The sequence below is a fragment of the Streptomyces sp. NPDC037401 genome (assembly GCF_055602345.1).
Genome location: NZ_JBVJWO010000023.1, coordinates 27,129 through 48,654, shown reverse-complemented (window position 1 = coordinate 48,654; position 21,526 = coordinate 27,129). Strand labels below are relative to the sequence as shown.

At 71.5% G+C, this 21,526-nt stretch carries 17 protein-coding genes and 1 tRNA gene; 3 read left to right on the top strand and 15 right to left on the bottom strand.

Annotation, left to right across the window (positions count from 1 at the left end; translation table 11 throughout):
- Positions 1–38 precede the first annotated feature (38 nt).
- From prmC to ACZ7H1_RS23910, 13 genes are all read right to left on the bottom strand, one after another.
- Positions 39–884: a peptide chain release factor N(5)-glutamine methyltransferase gene (prmC, locus tag ACZ7H1_RS23970; protein WP_470789451.1), complete on the bottom strand. Its 846-nt coding sequence runs from the start codon at positions 882–884 to the stop codon at positions 39–41.
- 70 nt (positions 885–954) lie between these two features.
- Complete coding sequence (prfA, locus tag ACZ7H1_RS23965; protein WP_470789449.1) at positions 955–2,034, bottom strand: peptide chain release factor 1; 1,080 nt, start codon at positions 2,032–2,034, stop codon at positions 955–957.
- 108 nt (positions 2,035–2,142) lie between these two features.
- Entirely contained in the window at positions 2,143–2,361 is a 219-nt protein-coding gene (rpmE, locus tag ACZ7H1_RS23960) for a 50S ribosomal protein L31 (protein WP_470789447.1), read from the bottom strand.
- Between the two features lie 144 nt (positions 2,362–2,505).
- A complete protein-coding gene (locus tag ACZ7H1_RS23955; protein WP_470789445.1) occupies positions 2,506–3,609 on the bottom strand; it encodes an LCP family protein in 1,104 nt (367 codons plus the stop codon).
- Between the two features lie 184 nt (positions 3,610–3,793).
- Positions 3,794–5,473, bottom strand: coding sequence for a trypsin-like serine protease (locus ACZ7H1_RS23950; protein WP_470789444.1), 1,680 nt, complete (start codon positions 5,471–5,473; stop codon positions 3,794–3,796).
- A gap of 174 nt (positions 5,474–5,647) precedes the next feature.
- Positions 5,648–6,565, bottom strand: coding sequence for a S1 family peptidase (locus ACZ7H1_RS23945; protein WP_470789442.1), 918 nt, complete (start codon positions 6,563–6,565; stop codon positions 5,648–5,650).
- A gap of 339 nt (positions 6,566–6,904) precedes the next feature.
- On the bottom strand, positions 6,905–8,953 hold the full coding sequence (gene rho / locus ACZ7H1_RS23940) for a transcription termination factor Rho (RefSeq protein WP_470789440.1): 2,049 nt from the start codon (positions 8,951–8,953) through the stop codon (positions 6,905–6,907).
- 425 nt (positions 8,954–9,378) lie between these two features.
- Positions 9,379–10,296: a homoserine kinase gene (gene thrB / locus ACZ7H1_RS23935; RefSeq protein WP_470789439.1), complete on the bottom strand. Its 918-nt coding sequence runs from the start codon at positions 10,294–10,296 to the stop codon at positions 9,379–9,381.
- Positions 10,297–10,552: 256 nt separating this feature from the next.
- Positions 10,553–11,623 carry a threonine synthase gene (gene thrC / locus ACZ7H1_RS23930; RefSeq protein WP_470789438.1) on the bottom strand — a complete coding sequence of 357 codons (1,071 nt, stop codon included), beginning with the start codon at positions 11,621–11,623 and terminating at the stop codon, positions 10,553–10,555.
- A 6-nt stretch (positions 11,624–11,629) separates the two neighbouring features.
- Positions 11,630–12,919 (bottom strand): homoserine dehydrogenase, encoded by a 1,290-nt coding sequence (locus tag ACZ7H1_RS23925; protein WP_470789557.1) that lies wholly within the window; start codon positions 12,917–12,919, stop codon positions 11,630–11,632.
- 131 nt (positions 12,920–13,050) lie between these two features.
- Positions 13,051–14,442, bottom strand: a complete 1,392-nt coding sequence (gene lysA / locus ACZ7H1_RS23920) for a diaminopimelate decarboxylase (protein ID WP_470789436.1) — start codon at positions 14,440–14,442, stop codon at positions 13,051–13,053.
- Positions 14,443–14,460: 18 nt separating this feature from the next.
- Positions 14,461–15,447, bottom strand: coding sequence for an ArgS-related anticodon-binding protein NrtL (gene nrtL / locus ACZ7H1_RS23915; protein WP_470789435.1), 987 nt, complete (start codon positions 15,445–15,447; stop codon positions 14,461–14,463).
- Positions 15,448–15,533: 86 nt separating this feature from the next.
- A complete protein-coding gene (locus ACZ7H1_RS23910) occupies positions 15,534–16,016 on the bottom strand; it encodes a response regulator (RefSeq protein WP_470789434.1) in 483 nt (160 codons plus the stop codon).
- An 82-nt stretch (positions 16,017–16,098) separates the two neighbouring features.
- Between ACZ7H1_RS23910 and ACZ7H1_RS23905 the strand changes: the two genes are divergently transcribed.
- A tRNA-Arg gene (locus ACZ7H1_RS23905) sits at positions 16,099–16,170 on the top strand.
- 197 nt (positions 16,171–16,367) lie between these two features.
- On the opposite strand, the gene ACZ7H1_RS23900 is transcribed toward ACZ7H1_RS23905, so the two are convergent.
- Positions 16,368–16,583, bottom strand: coding sequence for a DUF6243 family protein (locus ACZ7H1_RS23900; RefSeq protein WP_470789433.1), 216 nt, complete (start codon positions 16,581–16,583; stop codon positions 16,368–16,370).
- Positions 16,584–17,234: 651 nt separating this feature from the next.
- Here ACZ7H1_RS23900 and ACZ7H1_RS23895 point away from each other — a divergent pair.
- On the top strand, positions 17,235–18,206 hold the full coding sequence (locus ACZ7H1_RS23895; protein WP_470789431.1) for an XdhC family protein: 972 nt from the start codon (positions 17,235–17,237) through the stop codon (positions 18,204–18,206).
- 7 nt (positions 18,207–18,213) lie between these two features.
- On the opposite strand, the gene ACZ7H1_RS23890 is transcribed toward ACZ7H1_RS23895, so the two are convergent.
- The gene (locus ACZ7H1_RS23890; RefSeq protein WP_470789429.1) at positions 18,214–20,865 is read right to left on the bottom strand and encodes a tetratricopeptide repeat protein; all 2,652 of its coding nucleotides are present in this window, start codon (positions 20,863–20,865) and stop codon (positions 18,214–18,216) included.
- A gap of 152 nt (positions 20,866–21,017) precedes the next feature.
- Between ACZ7H1_RS23890 and ACZ7H1_RS23885 the strand changes: the two genes are divergently transcribed.
- Positions 21,018–21,392 (top strand): DUF6479 family protein, encoded by a 375-nt coding sequence (locus tag ACZ7H1_RS23885; protein WP_470789427.1) that lies wholly within the window; start codon positions 21,018–21,020, stop codon positions 21,390–21,392.
- The last annotated feature ends 134 nt before the right edge of the window (positions 21,393–21,526 follow it).

The window sequence follows — 21,526 nt, the reverse complement described above, 5'->3', positions numbered from 1 at the left end:
CTCCTCGTGCGGGGTGGTGGGGGCGGGGTGGGGCGTCGTCACGGCATGGCCTTGCGGGCGGTGGCGAAGCGCGGGCGGTTGTTGAGGTCGGGGTGGTCGGCGGCATCCGCCCAGCCGCGTTCCTCGGCGAAGATCCACGGGACCTGGCCGCCCTGGGTGTCCGCGTGCTCGACCACGACGACGCCGCCGGGGCGCAGCAGCCGGTGTGCGGTGCGCTCCAGGCCGCGGATGGTGTCGAGGCCGTCCTCGCCGGAGAACAGCGCCATCTCGGGGTCGTGGTCGCGGGCCTCGGGGGCGACGTACTCCCACTCGGTGAGCGGGATGTACGGCGGGTTCGAGATCACCAGGTCGACCTGCCCGTCCAGCTCGGGGAGCGCGGTCAGCGCGTCGCCCTGGTGCACGGTGACGCGGGAGCCCTCGGCGTTCTTGCGGGTCCAGCGCAGTGCGTCCTCGGACAGCTCGACGGCGTGCACGCGCGAGCGCGGCACCTCCTGGGCCATGGCGAGGGCGATGGCGCCGGAGCCGGTGCACAGGTCGACGATCAGCGGCTCGACGACGTCCATGGCCCGTACGGCGTGTATGGCCCAGTCGACGACGGACTCGGTCTCGGGGCGCGGCACGAAGACGCCCGGGCCCACCTGGAGCTCCAGGTAGCGGAAGAACGCGCGGCCGGTGATGTGCTGGAGCGGCTCGCGGGCCTCGCGGCGCGCCACGGCTTCCCAGTAGCGCGCGTCGAAGTCGGCGTCCTTGACGTTGTGCAGTTCACCCCGTTTGACGCCGTGCACCCACGCGGCGAGCTCTTCCGCGTCGAAGCGCGGTGAGGGCACGCCGGCGGCGGCCAGCCGCTGGGTGGCCTGGGCCACCTCCGCGAGCAGCAGGTTCACGCTTCCTCCACCGGGGTCGTACAGGGGTTGGCCTGGTGCGGCCTGTCCGGGCAGGCCGGACGGGCCGGGCTTACTGTGCGGCGGCGAGCTTGGCCGCGGAGTCCGCGTCCACGCAGGCCTGGATGACCGCGTCGAGGTCGCCGTCCAGGACCTGGTCCAGGTTGTACGACTTGAAGCCGACCCGGTGATCCGAGATCCGGTTCTCCGGGAAGTTGTAGGTACGGATCTTCTCGGAGCGGTCGACGGTGCGCACCTGGCTGCGGCGGGCGTCGGCGGCTTCCTGCTCGGCGGCCTCCTGCGCGGCGGCCAGCAGGCGCGACCGCAGGATGCGCATGGCCTGCTCCTTGTTCTGGAGCTGGCTCTTCTCGTTCTGGCAGGAGGCGACGACGCCGGTGGGCAGGTGCGTGATGCGCACGGCGGAGTCGGTGGTGTTGACGGACTGGCCGCCGGGGCCCGAGGACCGGTAGACGTCGATGCGCAGGTCGTTCGCGTTGATCTCGACCTCGACCTCCTCGGCCTCCGGGGTGACGAGCACGCCGGCGGCGGAGGTGTGGATGCGGCCCTGGGACTCGGTGGCGGGGACGCGCTGGACGCGGTGCACTCCGCCCTCGTACTTCATCCGGGCCCAGACGCCCTGACCGGGCTCGGTGGCACCCTGGCCGCCCTTGGTGCGGACGGAGACCTGGACGTCCTTGTAGCCGCCGAGCTCGGACTCGGTGGAGTCGATGATCTCGGTCTTCCAGCCGATGCGCTCGGCGTAGCGCAGGTACATGCGCAGGAGGTCGCCGGCGAACAGGGCGGACTCGTCGCCGCCCGCGCCCGCCTTGATCTCGAGGAGGACGTCCTTGTCGTCGCTGGGGTCGCGCGGGACCAGCAGCAGGCGGAGCTTCTCGGTGAGCTCTTCGCGCTGCGCGGTCAGCACCTTGACCTCGGCGGCGAAGTCCGGGTCGTCGGCCGCGAACTCCTTCGCCGTCTCGATGTCCTCACCGGCCTGCTTCCAGGCGCGGAAGGTTCCCACGATGGGGGTCAGCTCGGCGTAGCGCTTGTTGAGCTTGCGCGCGTTCGCCTGGTCTGAGTGGACCGAAGGGTCGGCGAGCTGCTTCTCGAGATCGGCGTGCTCGCCGATCAGTTCCTCGACCGCTTCGAACATCGGGGGGCTCCTGGGGGAAGAGACGGGAAGGCTGCGGGACGACAAAGGCGCCGGTCCGGCCGCCCCCGCGTGAACAGGGGGCGACCGGTGACCGGCGCCGGAGTCGCGCTACTTCTTGGCCGCGGCCTTGCCGAAGCGGGCCTCGAAGCGGGCCACACGGCCACCGGTGTCGAGGATCTTCTGCTTGCCCGTGTAGAACGGGTGGCACTCGGAGCAGACCTCGGCACGGATGGAGCCCTCGGTCAGGGTGCTACGGGTGGTGAACGACGCGCCGCAGGTGCAGCTGACCTGGGTCTCGACGTACTCGGGGTGGATCTCGTGCTTCAAGGTGTCTCCTAGTTTCGGGAGGGCACCGGGTCGCATGCGGCGGAATTGCGCGCTGCGTGAACCGGGGCCGACGTACCAGTCTGCCAGGACTGGCCCGCCTGACAAAATTTGAGGACGCTCCCCTCAACGGGGGCGGGCGGGCATCTATTCCTTGACGATGGAGCCCGCGGTTCCCTTGTCGCCGGCGGAGTTCTCGGTGGCCGAGGCGGGGATCGGCCGGTCGGCGAGGAGGGCCTGCCAGACCTGGCCGGACTCCTTCGACAGGGGCACGACGCGGTTGGGGTCGATGCTGTCCGCGGCGACCGGAAGGGTGATCATCTTCAGGTCGTGGGGGTCGATCTCCGCGAGGCCGGCCGCGAAGCCCATGAGGTCCTTGACGTCGCTGAGCTTGCTGTCGGTGGTGATCGCCTTGGTGCCGGTGTCGGCGAGGTCGAGCAGCCGCGTCGGGTTGTCGAACACCCCGATGCCCTTGACCTGCTTGATCAGTGCCTTGATGAAGGCCTGCTGGAGCTGTATTCGGCCCAGGTCGCTGCCGTCGCCGACGCTCTTGCGGGTGCGGACCAGGCCGAGGGCCTGCTCGCCGTTGAGCTGGTGGGTGCCGACGCCCAGGTCGAGGTGGCTGGCGCCGTCCTTGATCGGCTTGGTGGTGGTGACCTCCACGCCGCCGAGCTTGTCGATGATCTTCTTGAAGCCGGTGAAGTCGACCTCGATGTAGTGGTCCATGCGGATCCCCGACATCTTCTCGACGGTCTTGACCGCGCAGGCGGCCCCGCCGATGGTGAACGACTCGTTGAACATCTGGCGCTCGCCGCCGGGGTCGGTCTTGCCGCCCTCCGTGGTGCAGGAGGGCCGGGTGACCAGGGTGTCGCGGGGTATGGAGACGACGCTGGCCTGCTTGTGGCCCTCGTAGAGGTGGACGATCATCGCCGTGTCGGAGCGGGCCGAGCCGCCGTCGTCGGCCCCGTAGTCGGAGTTGTCGCCGCCGCGGCGCGAGTCGGAGCCGAGGACGAGGATGTCCATCGAGCCGTTGTCGACGTCAGCGGGGCGGTCGTTGCCGAGCGCGGCGTCGATGTCGACGCTCTTCAGGTTCCCGTTGAACTTGACGTAGAAGTAGCCGAGGCCGCCGCCGCCCAGCACCACCACTCCGGCCGCCGTCCAGGCGACGATCGCGAGGGCCTTGCGCCGCGGGGCCTGCTTGCGCCGCCGGCCCCGCCCGCCCGCGGCCCGGCCCCTGCTGTCCTCCGTCATGCTCTCCTCAGTTCTCCGGCGATGTCCCCCGGGTGCTGTCGTCCCCCCGCTTCCCGTCAGGGGAGACGGGTGGCGGGGAGAAAGGGTTGCACGACGACCTGTGCCCACCGTGTGGACACGGTGGGCACAGGGGTGACACGTTTTGACGCCGTGATCAGCCCGTTATCGCGGGCTCACCTGGGCTTTAGCCGAACAGGTTGTACGCGTTCCAGCCACCGCCGAAGTTCACGCGTGTGGCGAAGGTCGCACCGGTGGACTTGCCGTAGCCGCGGTACAGCCACATGGTTCCGGCGCTGTCGCGGGCCAGCAGGTCGGCCTTTCCGTCGTTGTTGACGTCGCCGACCATGTTGATCTGGTTGTAGATCTGCCAGCCGCCGCCGATCTTGACGCGGGCGGCGAAGGCGCTCGCGCTCTGAACGCCGTTGCCCTTGTACAGGTACAGGTTGCCGGCGGCGTCACGGGCGACGAGGTCGGCCTTGCCGTCACCGTTCAGGTCGCCGTAGCCGCGGACCGCGTTGTAGCCCTGCCAACCGAAGCCGACCTTGACGCCGGAGCCGAAGGTGCCGTTGCCCTTGCCGGCGTTGATGTACAGGTCGCCGTTGGAGGTGACCGACACCACGTCGGGCAGGTCGTCGCCGGTCACGTCGCCGGGGGCGACGATCTGGCGGCGGGTCTGCCAGCCGGTGGTGACCTTGGACCACGTCTTGGTGGCGCCGTTCTGCAGGTAGATGTCGCCGCTGGCGTTGCGGCGGATCAGGTCCTGCGCACCGTCCCGGTTCAGGTCGGTCTGGCGGATCAGGTTCGCGGTCGTCGCGTCACCGGCGCTGCTGCCCTTGGAGAGCGAGGTGAGCTTCGAGTAGAACGGGTACAGGTCGGCGTTCGAGGAGTTCCGCGCGATCAGGTCCGCGGCGGAGTCGCGGTTCCAGTTCGCGTCGTAGACCTCGGCGCGCAGCGCGCCCGCGTAGGCGGTGGCCTTGGCGTAGACGCCGTAGGCGCCCTGCTGGACACAGCCGACGACGCCCCAGGAGACGATGCCGATCAGGCGGCCGTTACGGACGAGCGGGCCGCCGGAGTCGCCGTTGCACGCGGTGTTGGTGCCGGTGTTGGAACCGGTGGCGGGCTTGCCCGCGCAGACCATGTGGGCCTTGAAGAACTGCGTCTGCGGGTCCCAGAAGTTGTCGCAGGTGCTGTCCGCGACGATCGGCAGGTCCGCCTTCTTCAGGTACGGCGACAGGCTGCCGCCGGAAGAGGTGAGGCCCCAGCCGTACACGGTCGCGATGGCGCCGGGCGTGTAGGCGCCGGTGTCGGTGCTCCGGGCGAGCGGCAGGTTCTTCGCGGAGGTCTTCGAGCTCAGGGTGAGCACGGCCACGTCGTTGTCGAACGTGCTGTTGTTGTAGCCGGGGTGGATCCACTGGCGCTGCACCTTGTAGACGGTGCCGCCGTTGGGAACCACGGTGCCGTCCGAGTAGACGCTGGCCAGCTGCGTCCCGCCCGTGACGATGTGGCCGCCGTTGGCGTAGTTGAGACCCTCGACGCAGTGCGCGGCGGTCACGATCTTCGTGGGAGTGACGACGGAGCCGCCGCAGAACGAGCCGTTCTCGGGGTTGGACGGGTCGATCCAGAACAGCTGCGCCGTCCACGGCGCGTTGTCGATCGAGGTCTGCGACCCGCCGATGATCATGGCTCCGGCGGTGGGCTTGTCGCCCTGGGCAGCACGCAGCGCCTTGAAGGCGTCCGTGCGCTGCTTGACCCCGTCGGTCTTCACCGGCGCGGAGTCCGCGGCGGCGGTGGTCCCGGTGTCGGCGGCCTGAGCGCCGGTCGCGGTCAGGGTCGCGCCCGCGAGGGCGAGAACGGACACGGCCACGGGGGCCACGAGAAGCCTTCTGCTCTGCAGACGGCCACCACGAGTGCGTATGTGCACGCGTCATCCTTCGAAGTTGGCCGGCGCGCGCCCCCCGGGTGGGAGACGCGCGCCGGAATCAAGAGAGGCGGGTTCGATCCTTGCGCATCGGACCCGCCTCGCGGCAGGGGGGTGCCGCTAGTTGCGCAGCTGCGGCGCCACGATCTTGGCGTACGCGCTGTACTTCGCGAACACCGGGTAGACACCCTTCTGCACGCAGTTCACGACACCCCAGGACGTAACGCCCACGAGGCGGCCCTTGACGATCAGCGGGCCACCGGAGTCGCCGTTGCAGGTGGTGACGGTGGTGCGGTCGCTACCGGTGGTCTTCTTGCCGGCGCAGACCATCGCGCCCTTGATGAACTTGTTGCCCCACACGTAGCGGCTGCCGCACGTGGAGTCCGCCTGGATCGGCAGAACGGCGTGCTTCAGGTTGGGCGAGATGTTGTTGCTGCGGGAGCTGTAGCGGCCCCAGCCGGCCGTGACGGCCTTGGTGCCCGGACGGTACGAAGCCTTGTCCGTGGCGGTCGTGACCTTGATCGGCTTGGCGTTGGTCTTCTTCGCCAGCGTCAGGACCGCGATGTCGTTCTTGAACGTCTTCGGGTTGTACTTCGGGTGGATCCACTGCTTCTTGACGGCGAAGACCTTGCCGCCGTAGAGGCTGCTGCTGTCGGCGAGGTGCGTGGCACCGGTGACGACGACACCCTTGGTGACGTAGTTGCGGCCCTTGACGCAGTGGGCAGCGGTCACGATCTTGCGCGAGTTGACGACGGAACCGCCGCAGAAGTAGCCGCGGCCCTGGCTGTCCTGGACGAACAGCTGCGCCATGAAGGGGTACTTCTTGATGGACGTCTTGGCGCCGCCGATGATGTACGACTCCCGCTGCGGGGCGTCGTTGGCGGTGACGTTCTTGATGATGTTCATGAGCTGCGCGTCGGTCGGCTCAGCGGCGGTGGCGGCACCGGCCGGAGCCGCACCGGTGGCCAGCAGGCCGGCGGCTATCGCGGACGCGAAGCCCGCAGTGGTGAAGCGACGCACGGTCTTGGAAAGGAACACTCAAACTCCCCGTAGAACGGATACTCGTGCACGCCCGGGGAGGCTTCGGCAGGCGAAGCGCGGTGACGCGAAGGGCAGAAGCGCCTGGCAGACGCTGATGAGGAAGCGTCTGTTCCGGCAGCGCGACCGATGTCCCCCGATGTGCGGCCCGCTCACCATATGACGTGTCCGCGTCCAACTCCAATCAATAGAGGCCGAGTTACGAAGGAAGGTTGAGTCTGTTACAAGACACGGAAATACCCGTGACGCACCGGGGACAAAACGAAACCGCCCCGGCACCGAAGTGCCGGGGCGGTTGCATCGATTGACGTTTCGTCAGCCGATTCGGCCGACGCTCCGTCAGTCGTCGTTCTTGCCCGACGGGGTCGTCTTGGCGATCTGCATCAGGAACTCGGCGTTCGACTTCGTCTGCTTCATCTTGTCGAGCAGCAGCTCGATCGCCTGCTGCGAGTCGAGCGCGTGCAGCACCCGGCGCAGCTTCCAGACGATGCTGAGCTCCTCGCTGTTGAGGAGGATCTCCTCCTTGCGGGTGCCCGACGGGTCGACGTCGACGGCCGGGAAGATGCGCTTGTCGGCGAGCTTCCGGTCGAGCTTGAGCTCCATGTTGCCGGTGCCCTTGAACTCCTCGAAGATCACCTCGTCCATGCGCGAGCCGGTGTCGACCAGCGCGGTGGCCAGGATGGTCAGCGAGCCGCCGTCCTCGATGTTGCGCGCGGCACCGAAGAAGCGCTTCGGCGGGTACAGCGCGGTCGAGTCGACACCACCGGACAGGATGCGGCCGGAGGCGGGCGCCGCGAGGTTGTACGCGCGGCCCAGGCGGGTGATGGAGTCCAGCAGGACGACCACGTCGTGACCCAGCTCGACGAGACGCTTGGCGCGCTCGATGGCCAGCTCGGCGACCGTGGTGTGGTCCTCGGCCGGGCGGTCGAAGGTCGAGGAGATGACCTCGCCCTTGACCGACCGCTGCATGTCGGTGACCTCTTCCGGACGCTCGTCGACCAGGACGACCATCAGGTGGCACTCGGGGTTGTTCGTGGTGATCGCGTTGGCGATCGCCTGCATGATCATGGTCTTGCCGGTCTTCGGCGGGGCCACGATCAGACCGCGCTGGCCCTTGCCGATGGGCGAGACGAGGTCGATGATGCGGGTCGTCAGCACGCCCGGGTCCGTCTCCAGGCGGAGGCGGTCCTGCGGGTACAGCGGCGTCAGCTTCTGGAACTCGGGGCGGCCGCGGCCGGACTCCGGCGCCATGCCGTTGACCGAGTCGAGGCGCACGAGCGCGTTGAACTTCTCGCGGCGCTCGCCCTCCTTCGGCTGGCGGACCGCACCGGTGACGTGGTCGCCCTTGCGCAGGCCGCTCTTGCGGACCTGGGCCAGCGAGACGTACACGTCGTTCGGGCCCGGCAGGTAGCCGGAGGTCCGGATGAAGGCGTAGTTGTCGAGGATGTCGAGGATGCCCGCGACGGGGATCAGGACGTCGTCGTCGGCGACCTGCGGCTCGCCGGCGCCCGCGCCGAACTCGTCACGGCCACGACGCCCGCGGCGGTCCCGGTAGCGGCCGCGACGGCCACGGCGGCCGCCTTCGTCGTCGAAGTCGTCCTGGGGACCGTTGTCCCGCTGCTGCTGGCCCTGGCTCTGACCCTGGCCCTGGCCCTGGCCTCGGCCGCCCTGCTGCTGGCGCTGGCCGCCCTGGCCGCGGTCCTGACGGTCCTGCTGGCCGGCGCCCTGCTGCTCCTCGCCCTTGCCGCGCTCGCGGCGGTCGCGCTGACCGCGCTCACCGCGCTCACCGCGGTCGCGGCGGTCACGACGGCCGCGGCCCTCGGCGCCGTCCTGCGCCTGCACGGCACCGGCGTCGGCCCTGGCCTCCGCCTGGACGGTCTCGGTCTTCGCCTCGGTCTGCACGGGCGCGGTGGCCGCGGCGGACTGCTCGGGGCTGCCCGAGGGTGCGGTGGCCCGGCGACGGCGGCGCTCGCCGGCCGGCTGGTCCTCGCTGGCCGGCTGACCCGGGATGTCGATCTGCTGCGCGGCAGGCTTCTCGGCGCGCGCGGCAGCGGCCGGAGCCTCGGCGGCCTCGGCCGGCGCGGCGTCGGCGGTACGGGCCTTGGAGGTGGCGCGGCGCTTGGGCTTGGTCTCGGCGGCGTCGGCCGCGGCCTTGGGGGTGCTGCCCCCGCCCGCCTGCGCCTCCTTGATGACCTCGATCAGCTGGCTCTTGCGCATCCGCGCGGTGCCCCTGATACCGAGGCCGGAGGCGACCTGCTGCAGCTCGGCCAGGACCATGCCCTCGAGGCCGGTGCCGGAGCGGCGTCGCTTGGGCGCGGCGCCCGCGGCGGGCGCGCTGCTGTCGACAGAGGTGTCGGCAACGCCCATCAGATCGGTGGTGTCGCTCACGAAGGGTCCTTCCCTGGAGCGGACGTCGGCCTGTCTGGCTCGGCGACCGGTTGTGCTGTCCGACCTCGGCCCATTCGTTTGGACCGTGCCGGGGCGGTGGTCCGCCGGTACAAATACGGCGGAAGAATTAGTGCATGTGCATGGGTTCCGGCGAAGCCCCCCAGCTGGAAGCGTGGGAATGTCACGCCGATTCCGGAGCGTGCTCGAAACTGCCTGGCAGTGATCAAAGCAGTTGGGGAGGCTCCCGGAAGAAAGGTGGTCCCGGATGGGGACACTGAGCACCGAGCCACAAAGGCTTCGGATGCGTACTTGAGGTTAACACTACCGGATCCAACAGACATTCCCCCTCTCACTCACCGGCAATCGCGTGACTCACCGGCAAACGCGCTCTTGCGTGCCCTCGCGCAAGAGCGCCTCCTCCGCGCTCAGCCGCCGAGCGGCAGAACGCTCGCGCCCGCGGCGTCGAGGGCCAGCCGGTTGGCCGCCCACCCCTCGCCCGCGAGCAGCGCGACCTTGTCGGCGGCGCTGTTCTCGACCAGCGCGAGGACCGTGGGGCCCGCGCCGGAGATGACCGCGGGGACTCCGTCCGCGCGCAGTCGGTTGACCAGGGCCACGCTCTCCGGCATCGCCGGGGAGCGGTAGTCCTGGTGGAGCCGGTCCTCGGTGGCCGGCAGCAGCAGCTCGGGGCGCCTGGTCAGGGCCTCGACGAGCAGCGCGGCACGGCCGGCGTTGACCGCGGCGTCGACGTGCGGGACGGTGCGCGGCAGCAGTCCGCGCGCGGTCTCGGTCAGCACCGGCTTGGAGGGGACGAAGACCACCGGAACGATGGAATCGCTGGGCTCCATCCTGATGGCCTTGGCGGAGCCGCCGTCCATCCAGGCGAGCGTGAAACCGCCGAGCAGGCAGGCGGCGACGTTGTCGGGGTGGCCCTCGATCTCGGTGGCCAGCTCCAGCAGGGCGGTGTCGTCGAGCTTGGCCTCGCCGCCTATGGTCACGGCGCGGGCGGCGACGATGCCGGCGCAGATGGCGGCGGACGACGAGCCGAGGCCGCGGCCGTGCGGGATGCGGTTGGCGCAGACGACCTCGAGGCCGCGCGGCTGCCCGCCGAGCAGGTCGAAGGCCGTGCGCATGGAGCGTACGAGCAGGTGGCTCTCGTCGCGGGGCAGGGTGTCGGCGCCCTCGCCCGCGATGTCGATGTTCAGGCCGGAGTCGGCCACCCGTACGACGACGTCGTCGTAGAGCCCCAGGGCGAGGCCCAGGGCGTCGAAGCCCGGGCCGAGGTTGGCGCTGGAGGCAGGGACGCGCACCCGTACGGCGGCGGCGCGGAACGCTGGACCGGCCATCGCTCGATGACACTCCTTGTGACTGGCTGCGAGATTTCGCGGCGAATGTACTGCAGAAGGTACGACATCCACAGACCTGACGGGCCACTGACAGCAGACCCCGGGCATATGCAGCTCAGGCACGGCATATGCGGCTGACGGATGTAAGTACAGCCTATCGAAGGAAGGTTCTGTCGCGACATAGGGCGCACAGGAGGCGCACGATGCGTGTCGCGAGCCTCCTGTGCCCCTTTGTCGCAGTACCGACCGGGTTGGGTTACACCAGGCCCAGGCGGGCCGCGGCGGCCTCGGCGTCCACCGGCACGGTGACCGGCTGCGGCGCTCCGGCGACCGCCCAGTCGGGGTCCTTGAGGCCGTTGCCGGTGACGGTGCAGACGATCTTCTGGCCCGGGTCCACCAGGCCCGCTTCGGCGGCCTTGAGGAGACCGGCCACCGAGGCGGCCGAGGCGGGCTCCACGAAGACGCCCTCCTGGGCGGCCAGCAGGCGGTACGCGGCCAGGATCTGGCGGTCCGTCACCTCGTCGATGAAGCCGCCCGACTCGTCCCGGGCCGCCAGGGCGTAGTCCCAGGAAGCCGGGTTGCCGATCCGGATGGCGGTCGCGATGGTGTGCGGCTCCTTGACGATCTCGCCGCGCACGATGGGCGCGGAGCCGGAGGCCTGGAAGCCCCAGATGCGCGGGGTCCGGGTGGCCAGACCGTCGGCGCGGTACTCCTTGAAGCCCTTCCAGTACGCGGTGATGTTGCCCGCGTTGCCCACCGGCAGGACGTGGATGTCGGGGGCGTCGCCCAGCGCGTCCACGATCTCGAACGCCGCGGTCTTCTGACCCTCGATGCGCACCGGATTGACGGAATTGACCAGCGCCACCGGGTAGTTCTCGGACAGACGACGGGCGAGTTCCAGACAGTCGTCGAAGTTCCCGTCGACCTGGAGGATCCGGGCGCCGTGCACCAGCGCCTGGCCCATCTTGCCGAGGGCGATCTTGCCCTGCGGCACGAGCACGGCGCTGACCATGCCCGCGCGGACCGCGTAGGCGGCCGCGGAGGCAGAGGTGTTCCCGGTCGAGGCGCAGATGACGGCCTTCGCGCCGTCCTCCTTGGCCTTGGTGATCGCCATGGTCATGCCGCGGTCCTTGAAGGAACCGGTCGGGTTGGCACCCTCGACCTTGAGGTGCACCTCACAACCCGTGCGCTCGGAGAGCACCTGCGCGGGGACCAGGGGCGTGCCGCCCTCGCGGAGCGTCACCACGGGAGTCGTGTCCGTCACCGGCAGGCGGTCCCGGTACTCCTCGATGATGCCGCGCCACTGGTGGGTGCGATTGCTGCTCATGGGTGCTTACTCCCCTTCAACGCGCATGATGCTGGCGACACCGCGGACGGTGTCGAGCTTCCGCAGCGCCTCTACGGTCCCCGAGAGGGCCGCATCGGGCGCGCGGTGGGTGACGACGACGAGGGAGGCCTCGCCGTCCTTACCCTGCTGCCGGACGGTGTCGATCGACACGCCGTGCTCGGCGAAGACCGTCGCCACCTGGGCGAGCACGCCCGGCTTGTCGGCCACGTCGAGACTGATGTGGTAGCGGGTCACGACATCGCCCATCGGGCTGACCGGCAGCTGGGTGTACGCCGACTCGCCCGGCCCCGTTGCCTCGGCGAGCTTGTTGCGGCAGACGGCGACGAGGTCGCCGAGGACGGCCGAGGCGGTCGGCGCGCCGCCCGCTCCCGGACCGTAGAACATGAGCCGCCCGGCCGCCTCCGCCTCGACGAAGACGGCGTTGTAGGCCTCGCGCACGGAGGCCAGGGGGTGGCTCAGCGGAATCATCGCCGGGTGGACGCGGGCGGTGACGGACTCGCCGTCCGCGGCGCGCTCCAGGATGGCCAGCAGCTTGATGGTGCAGCCCATGCGCTTGGCGGAGGCGAAGTCGGCGGCGCTGACCTCGGTCATCCCCTCGCGGTACACGTCGTCGAGGCGGACCCGGGTGTGGAAGGCGATGCCGGCCAGGATCGCGGCCTTGGCGGCGGCGTCGTAGCCCTCGACGTCGGCGGTCGGGTCGGCTTCGGCGTACCCGAGGGCGGTGGCCTCGTCGAGCGCTTCCTGGTAGCCGGCGCCGGTCGAGTCCATCTTGTCGAGGATGAAGTTCGTCGTGCCGTTGACGATGCCCATGACGCGGTTGATCTTGTCGCCGACGAGGGACTCCCGCAGCGGGCGGATCAGCGGGATGGCGCCGGCGACGGCGGCCTCGTAGTAGAGGTCCTTGCCGTGCTGCTCGGCGGCGGCGTGCAGGGCGGCGCCGTCCTGGGCCAGCAGGGCCTTGTTCGCGGAGACGACGGAGGCCCCGTGCTCGAAGGCCGTGGTGATGAGGGTGCGGGCGGGCTCGATGCCGCCGATGACCTCGATGATCACGTCGATGTCGCCGCGTTTGACCAGGGCGGTCGCGTCGGTGGTGATGAGCGCGGGGTCGATGCCCTCGCGCACCTTGGAGGGGCGGCGCACGGCGACGCCGGCCAGTTCGACCGGCGCCCCGATCCTGGCTGTGAGGTCGTCGGCGTGCGTCGTCATGATGCGCGCCACCTCTGAGCCGACCACTCCACAGCCCAGCAGCGCCACCTTCAGCGGACGCGTACGCATCATTCGACCTACGCCTTTCGTCAAAAACACGGCTTGCGCTCTGCAAGCCTTTTACAAGCTAGGTGTCACCCAGTCTCACGCACTGGACACAAGTTTCCACCCTCCGTCCAGTGCGTGAGACACCTATTTCATTATCCGAGGTCGAGGCGCAGGAGATCTTCCTCCGTCTCGCGCCGGACGATCACGCGCCCGGCCCCCTCGCGCACGGCGACGACCGGCGGCCGCAGCGCGTGGTTGTAGTTGCTGGCCATGGAGCGGCAGTACGCCCCGGTGGCCGGTACGGCGATCAGGTCGCCGGGCGCCAGGTCCGCGGGCAGGAAGGCGTCCCGTACGACGACGTCGCCGCTCTCGCAGTGCTTGCCGACCACACGGGACAGCATGGGCTCGGCGTCGGAGCGGCGCGAGACGAGCGCGACGCTGTACTCGGCGTCGTACAGCGCGGTGCGGATGTTGTCCGACATGCCGCCGTCGACGCTGACGTACGTCCGCAGCCCCTCCAGCGGCTTGATGGTGCCGACCTCGTACAGCGTGAACGCCGTGGGCCCGACGATCGCGCGGCCCGGCTCCACCGAGATCCGCGGCGTGCGCAGCCCGGCGGACTCGCACTCGCGGGTGACGATCTCGGTCAGCGCCTTGGCGATCTCGTGGGGCTCGCGCGGGTCGTCCGAGGCGGTGTAGGCGATGCCGAGGCCGCCACCGAGGTCGATCTCGGGCAGCTCGACGCCGTGCTCGTCGCGGACGGCGGCCAGCAGCTGCACCACGCGCCGGGCCGAGACCTCGAAGCCGGCCATGTCGAAGATCTGCGAGCCGATGTGCGAGTGGATGCCGATCAGGTCGAGGCTGTCGTGCCCGAGGGCGCGGCGTACGGCCTCGGCGGCCAGCCCGTCGGCCACCGCGATGCCGAACTTCTGGTCCTCGTGCGCGGTCGCGATGAACTCGTGCGTGTGCGCCTCGACTCCGACGGTGACGCGGATCTGCACGCGCTGGCGGACGCCCAGTTCGGCGGCGATGTGCGCGACGCGCGCGATCTCCTGGAAGGAGTCGAGAACGATCCGCCCGACCCCGGCCTCGATGGCCCGGCGGATCTCGGCCACGGACTTGTTGTTGCCGTGGTACGCGATGCGCTCGGCCGGCATCTCGGCGGCGAGGGCGGTGCTCAGCTCGCCGGCCGAGCAGACGTCGAGGTTGAGCCCCTCTTCCTTCAGCCAGCGCACGACGGCCTTGGAGAGGAAGGCCTTCCCGGCGTAGAAGACGTCGGCGCCGGGCCCGAAGGCGTGCGCCCAGGCGCGGCAGCGCTCGCGGAAGTCGGCCTCGTCGAGGAAGTAGGCAGGGGTGCCGAACTCCTCGGCGAGCCGAGTGACTTCGATGCCTCCGACGGAGACCACACCGTCGTCGCCGCGCACGACCGTCTTCGCCCAGACCTTCTCGTCGAGGGCGTTGAGGTCGGAGGGCGGCGCGGTGTAGTGGCTCTCGGGGAGTACGTCCCCGTGGCGGGGCCCTGCGGGGTGCGCGGAACGGCTCATCGTCGGTCTCTCTTTGTTCTACAGGATGTCTGGGGCGTCGATGCCGAGCAGGGACAGGCCACCGGCGAGCACCGTCCCGGCGGCAGCGGCGAGGGCCGTCCGGGCGCGGTGGGCGGCCGAGGGTTTCTCGTCCCCCTTGGGAAGCACGTCGTACTGGAAGTCCAGGAAGGCGTCGGCGGTCAGCGCGAGGTGCCGCGTGATCCGCTCCGGGGCCCGGTGGTGGGCGGCGGCCTCCAGGACGAGCGGGTACTCGGCGATCAGGGCGAGCAGCGCGCCGGCGCCCTGCGGGTCCTCGTGTACGGGCTCGACGCCCAGCGCGCCGGCGCCCCGCAGCAGGGCGCGGGAGCGGGAGTGCGCGTAGCGGACCCGGAAGCACGCGTTGGACTCGTCCTGGGGCAGCACGCCGGCGGGGAGGCGGAGGGTCTCGCGGGCGGGGGTGGCGAGCATCAGCCAGCGCGCGTCGGCCGCGCCGAGCCGCTCGTACGCGTCGGCGTCGCGCAGAGCGAGCGGGGCAACGTCGGGCAGCGGAAGATCGGCGGCGGCCGCGGGAGCAGTGCCGGGCCGCGCCCCCTGGGCCTCCAGGATCCGCCCGACGCTCCCGAGCACGACGGCGCCCCGCAGCTCGCCGCCGTCGGGGCGGGCGTAGAAGGATCCGTCCAGCGCGTCCCCGTGCCCGTACCGCGCCCCCTGCTCGCCGACGACGCCGACGAGCTGACGGGCCGGGCTCCGCAGGGAGAAGTTCAGAAACCCGGGCCGGGTGATCTCGACGGCCGCGATCCCCGGGTTCCCGGCGAGCCGCCCGGCGAGCAGCTCCGCGAGCTCGTACGGAGGCCGCCCGGCCTCGCGCGCCAGCCGGAGCGCGATGTTGCAGGCGTACTCCCCCACTCCCCCCGGCCTGGTCCGCTCGACGACCACCCGGTCGGGCACCCGGACACGCAGCTCTCCGTCCTCGACGGCGCTGCGCACGGCGCGCACGACGGTACGGGAGAGGTCGGCGGGGATCACGGGTCCAGCCTAGGCGAGGAGGGGGTCCGGACCGCGAACAGTTTCGCCATGTGGGCGCCCGGCCCTCCCGGCCCGGCCCGACGGGCTCAGCCGCGGGCGCGTCCCGCCCTCGCGCGGCGCCCCTCGTGCTCCATGAGCCGGTGCACGAGCCGGATCAGCTCGGCCGGCTCGAAGGGCTTGGCCAGGAACGCGTCGACGCCGAGCGCGGCCCCGCCCTCGGCCTCGTACTGGGTGCAGGCGCTCACGATGGCGACGGGCAGGTGACTGGTCCGCGGATCGGACCGCAGCCGCGCGGCGGTCCCGAGCCCGTCGAGCCGCGGCATGACCACGTCCAGGGTCACGACGTCGGGGCACACGTCATGGACCACGTCCAGGCACTCGGCACCATCGCTCGCGGTCACGACCTCGAAGCCCTCCAGCTCGAGATTGACCTTGATCAGCTGCCGGATGACCTTGTTGTCGTCGACAACAAGCACCCGGCCCGACGCGCCTGGCACAACTCGAGAGTAGGTCGGCCCCGGCCCCCGCGTCCGGGTTTTCCCCACTTCCACCCCCTCCGGGCGACCCACCCCCCGGTCCCCCGCAAACCCGTTCCTGATCACCCCATGGAAGCTGGTAGTGTTCAACCCGTCGCCGCACAGCGAACGACACGCCCCCGTAGCTCAGGGGATAGAGCAACGGCCTCCGGAGCCGTGTGCGCAGGTTCGAATCCTGCCGGGGGCACTTCCGCTGGAACAGCGAAATCATCCGCTGACCAGCGCAAGTGCCAAAGAAGAAGCCCCGAACTCAGTTCCACTGAGTTCGGGGCTTTCTCGTTGTCTGTCACTGTTCGCGCGTGAGTGGCGCCCGAACGCCGCGCCTCGATGCGGCAGCTGGGCCCGGGCCGCGCGTCGCGGTCCGGGCCCTGCGGCGGCGGTGCGTCAGCTCTGTGCGGTGTCGTCGCCCGCCTGGCCGGCGCCCTCGGCTGCGCCCGTCTTCTCGCGCATCTTGCGCAGCAGTTCCGCCTTCTTGTCGGCGGCACCCTGGCGGTCGAGGTTGCGGTGCGGACCGTTGTTCTGCCGTTCGGCGCGGGACAGCCTCTTGCGCTGGCCGCCGCCCTGGCCCACGGGGTTGTTGATGTTCTTGCTCTTGGTCACGGGTTCTCCCGGTCGTTGTGTGGAGTGATCTGCGCATTCATCGGTGGGTGACGGGCGGCGACGTCGAAGGGCGTCAGCAGGGGCCCGTCACGCTCTCACTCGTAAACCGGCGTCTGGAAGAACATGACAACGACGTTACCCGCTTCCGTCGGCGCCGCGCACCAGCCTTTTCGCCGCCCCGGCGTCGGCCGGGACGAGCGTCGCTGCTTCCCTGGCGCATCGCTCCTCGCTGCCGTCCAGGCCGGCGGCGTGGTTGCGGGACCGGAGGTCGTACGGCGGTGCGCCAGGGGCGAGGCCGCCTCTTCCCGCAGCAGTGCCGAACTCGGCAAAACGTTACTCAACGGCACAACTCGGGCCGAATCGGCTCCAGATGGCCGCTGCGCCGGTCCACCCGTGCGACGACGTTGCCGTCCGCGTCGTTCACGTACGCCGGTCGTGCCCGTACTTCTTACGCACCCTGACGGACAGATCCCCGGCCCTGCGTCATGCAGGACGTCTCTGGGGCTGTAGGAGGGATGTACGAGGGGGAGGGGGGTTGGCGGGGGGTGGGGTTGGGGGATCCGACTGACCTGGGGCCGGCGCGGGCGTGTGGGGTGGGGGCGGGCATATGTTGGGGCTGACCAGGTAGTTCTCTGAGAGGGGCGGCGCGTGATGCGGGAGCTCGTGGAGACGGCGCGGCAGTGGGCGGTCGAGGGGCGCGGGGCGTTTCTGGCGCGGCCCGTCACCGAGCAGGGTTTCGGGCCTCGTGAGCCCGGCGGGGCCGTGCTCGTCGATCCGCGCGGGGCGTGCGTCGGGAGCCTGTACCGCGGGGTGTTCGACGCACAGCTGGTGGCCGAGGCGGCTGCCGTGCCCGCCGGGGACACGGCGCGCGTGTGCGAGGTGTCCGTGCACGGGAGCGAGGCCGAGGTGGCCGGGCTGACCTGTGGCGGTCAGGCGGAGGTTCTGTTGCAGCCGCTGGATTCCGTACCCGGGGAGTGGTGGCGTCTGCTCGGCGAGGGGGCCGGGGCGGCGCTGGTGTCGCGGCTCGACGAGGCCGGGCGGCACGTCGTCAGTACGGTGGTGCGGCCCGGCGCGACCCCCGGGGCCGGGGGAGGGTCCGGGGCCGGTGAGGCCGAGGAGCGGGCGGTCGAGATGCTCGGGTACCACCGTGCCGGGCGGGACGCGCGGTGCGGCGACGGGGACGCGGGACTGGTGCTGATCGAGGCGCTGCCGGCGGACCCGTACCTGGTGATCGGCGGCGGGGGCGAGCTGGCCGAGCTCATCGGGCGGCAGGCGCGGCTGCTGGGCTGGCAGGCGGTGACCACCACCGACGGGGCACAGGCGGCCGAGCTGCTCGGGTCCGGGCGGGGCTCGGAGTGCCTGGTGATGCTGAGCCACGACCCGGAATTCGACGTGCCGACGCTGCGGACCGCGCTGACGGGCGGGGTGCCGTACGTCGGTGCGCTCGGCTCGCGCAAGACGCAGGCGCGGCGGCGTGACGGGCTGCTCGCGGCGGGGGCGAGCGAGGAGCAGCTCGGCCGGATCCACGGTCCGATCGGCCTGGATCTGGGGGCCCGTACCCCGGCGGAGACCGCCATGGCGATCTGTGCGGAGGTCCTCAGCACCCTGACTGCCGGGGCATAACGGCGGCCTAGCGGCGGGTCGTGCGGTGCCACCAGCGTTTTTTGGTGGGGGGCAGGTGTTGGGACAGGGTCGCGCGGGCCTCGACGGTGTCGGGGTGGTCGGGGCCCAGGAGGCGTTCCCGGGTGGCGGCGACGCGGGCGTGGAGGGTGATCGCGTCCGCACGCCGGTCCACCGACCAGTACGCGTGGGCCAGGTGGGACATCGAGACGAGGGTGTCGGGGTGTTCCGGACCCAGGACCCGGGCCCGGTCGGCGGCGGTGCGTTCGAGGAGGGTGACGGCGTCCGTCAGGCGGCCCGCCGACCATAAGGAGACGCCGAGGCGGGCGGCTGCGGTCAGGGTGGCGGGTTCGTCGCGGCCCAGGCGGAGTTCGTGCGCTTCGAGGATCTCCTCCCGCAGCGCGAGGGCGTCCTCGGTGCGGCCGGCCATCGTCAGGGCCGAGGCGAGGCCGGCCCGGGCCTCGAGGGTGCGCGGGGCGGTGTCGCCGTGCAGTCGCTCGTGTGCGGCGACGACTTCTTCGAGGAGGGATACGGCCTCGGAGAAGCGGTTGACGTCGAGGTACGAGACGGCGAGGTTCGCGCGGGCGGTCAGGGTCTCGGGGTCGTCCGGGCCGAAGAGCCGTGCCCGGTCGGCGACGATCTGCTCCTTCAGGTCCAGGGCCTCGCTGCCGTAGCCGGCCTTTGCGTAGCCGACGGCGAGGCCGGCCCGGTGGGCGAGGGTGGTGCGGTGCTCGGGGCCGAGGACCTCCTCGCAACGGGCGCTCAGGTACTGCCAGTACGCGATCCCCGCCCGGTGGAGGCCGACGTCGAGCAGACTGTGCCCGGCGCGGTTCAGTGCCGGGTGGACCGTGGGGGTCCAGAGGGTGTCCGACGGCTCGTACGCGAGCGTGTTGGCGTTGGCGCGCAGCGCCTCGCCCAGGTCCGCGTCGGGGTCGGTGCCGGTGCCGGTGGCCGTGGCCGTGGCCGTGGCCGTGGTGGTGTCGGTGTCCGTTCCGGGGGGCTCCCCCGCGCGGTCGGCTTCCGGCCACAGTTCCAGTACGGCGTCCGCGGCCGCGGTCAGGATGGCCGGGAGGTCCCCGGCGGGGGTGGACTCGCGGGCCGCGCGTGCGGTCAGGGCGTGGATCCGTACCGCCCGCGGTCCCGCCCGGTGGTCGTGGGTGATCACGCCGTACCGGTGCAGCAGGCGTACGACGGCCCGGGCCTGGCCCGCGTCGACGTCCGTGCCCGCGGCCGCGGCGAGGTGGGCGACGACGGCGTCGCTGCTCCACAGGGCCCGCGGGTGGCCGGCCGGGTCGAGTACGGCGGCGAGGCGGACGGCGGGGACGGCGAGTCCGACCGGGTCGCACTCCTGGGCCGCGTCGAGGGCGAGCAGCAGGGCGGCGGCGACGTGTCGTGCGTGCCCTCCGGCTGCCGCGGGCTGCCGGGGCGGCCCGGACGCGCCGAGCCGCTGGTGGCACCGGGTGAAGAGGTCGAGGTACTCGCCGCACCGCGCGTCGACGTTGATCATGTACGCGGTCGCGAGGGCGAGGGCGAGCGGGTGCCTGCCCAAGCGCTCGGCGAGGGCGGTCACCCGGTCGTCGAGCAGGTGCGTGCGGCCCGCGCCGGTGAGGCGGCTGCGCAGGTAGGCGACGGCCTCGGCGGGGCTGTACGCGTCGACGTCCACGACGGCCCGCCCCTGTCCCGCCGGCACGGCGTCGCGCCGCCGCGTGGTGGCGAGCACCCGCCCCGAACCGGTCGGCGAGACGGGGGGCCACCAGCGGGCGAGGGCGTCGGCGTCGGTGATGTCGTCGAGTACGACCAGCCAGGCGCGGGGAGTGGTGGCCAGCCAGTCGAGGAACGCGAGGGCGTCGGCCTCGGCGTCCGGGTCCGCGTCCCGGCCGGGGTCGCGGGGATCGTCGGCGTCGGCGGGGCTGTCGAGGCCGGCGGGGCTGTCGGGGCCGGCGGGGCTGTCGATGCCGGCGGGGCTGTCGCGGTTGCCGGGGCCGCCGAGGGCTGAGATCCGGTGCGCGGCCCGGGCGTAGGCTGCGGGCACCCGGGCCGCATCGGCGGCGTTCACCCACACGACCAGTTCGGTGCCGTCGGCGAGGGCCTGGTGCGCGTACGCGGCGGCGAGCTGGGTCGTGCCGACTCCGCCCCCGTCGCCCGTAGAGACTTCGTCCGTCGACGCCTGGGTGAGGACGACGGTCGCTTGGCCGCTGCGGGCCTCGTCTATGCGGCTGCGCAGACCGGGCCGGGTCTGGAAGGCGGCGGCGAGGGCGGGGACGCTGCCGACCTGGACCCGGACCTGGACATGGCCGGTGCCGACCTGGACGGGCTCGGCGGCGGGCCGGCGGTCGGGCGGGCGGCCGGGTTCGCGGGCGGGCCGGCGGCGGGGACCGTCGGCAGCACGGCCGTCCGCAGGGTGGCCCTCCGCAGGGTGGCCCTCCGCAGGGTGGCCTTCATGCGGGTGCCCATCCGCCGGGGGGGTGCTGCTGCCCGGCACGCCTGCACGCCGGGCCCCCCGGCCCCGCCGCCCCGAGGGCGGGTGGGGGTGCGGGGCGTGGTCGGTCTCCGTGGTCTCCGTGGTCTCCGTGGTCACCGTGCCGCCGCCGCTGTGGCCGGTGTCGGAGACCTGGGCGGCGCCGGGACCGCGAGTGGCCCGGCGGCGTGCGAGCCACTTCATGTCGACCGTGTGCGGCGCGTCGGCGTCATCTCTGCTCCCCCCACTGCGCACCCTCTGCCACCCGGGGTATATGCCCCGGCAGCCGGCACACCACCACTCCGGCGCGGCGACTACGACGCTTAGCGCGACCTTTTTGGGGGTATTTTCATGATATGGACATACTCTCGGACATCGTATGGTTCCTGGCCGTGGGCATCATCGTCGTGGTGTTCCTGATGCTCGCCTTCTGGCTGGGCCAGCGAGTACGCGACCGCGAACCGGCGCCCCCGAGCGCCGAGAGCCAGCCGAAGCTGCCTGCCTCCGGCCAAGCGGAAATCTGTGAGGACCGGGAGTACGTGGAGTTCCCGGAAAGCGGACTGAGGCCGCACGAGATGCAGGGGTACGGGAACTTCGGCTCCCGCACCGCCGCCCACCAGGACGAAGGCACCGCGGCCCCTCCAGCGGTCCCGCCGACCGCTCCGCCCACCGCCGCCAAGGAAGACCGCGGAACCCGCTTCGGCGGCCCGAGCCGGATGAAGCCGGCCTGATCGTCGTTCCCACTCTTCGAACCGTCCACGGGAGTGGGGGGGGGGGGGGGGGGGGGGGGCCGTGGGGGGGGGGGGGGGGGGGGGGGGGGGGGGGGGGGGGCGGTGGGGCGGGCGGTACAGGGGGGAACGCGCGG

Bases quoted from the DNA above. Each gene is read 5' to 3' on its own strand.
- ACZ7H1_RS23885 (WP_470789427.1), top strand. From the start codon at position 21,018: ATGGACATACTCTCGGACATCGTATGGTTCCTGGCCGTGGGCATCATC.
- lysA (WP_470789436.1), bottom strand. From the start codon at position 14,442: ATGAGCCGTTCCGCGCACCCCGCAGGGCCCCGCCACGGGGACGTACTC.
- thrC (WP_470789438.1), bottom strand. From the start codon at position 11,623: ATGAGCAGCAATCGCACCCACCAGTGGCGCGGCATCATCGAGGAGTAC.
- ACZ7H1_RS23925 (WP_470789557.1), bottom strand. From the start codon at position 12,919: ATGCGTACGCGTCCGCTGAAGGTGGCGCTGCTGGGCTGTGGAGTGGTC.
- ACZ7H1_RS23955 (WP_470789445.1), bottom strand. From the start codon at position 3,609: ATGACGGAGGACAGCAGGGGCCGGGCCGCGGGCGGGCGGGGCCGGCGG.
- ACZ7H1_RS23895 (WP_470789431.1), top strand. From the start codon at position 17,235: ATGCGGGAGCTCGTGGAGACGGCGCGGCAGTGGGCGGTCGAGGGGCGC.
- thrB (WP_470789439.1), bottom strand. From the start codon at position 10,296: ATGGCCGGTCCAGCGTTCCGCGCCGCCGCCGTACGGGTGCGCGTCCCT.
- prfA (WP_470789449.1), bottom strand. From the start codon at position 2,034: ATGTTCGAAGCGGTCGAGGAACTGATCGGCGAGCACGCCGATCTCGAG.
- ACZ7H1_RS23890 (WP_470789429.1), bottom strand. From the start codon at position 20,865: ATGAAGTGGCTCGCACGCCGCCGGGCCACTCGCGGTCCCGGCGCCGCC.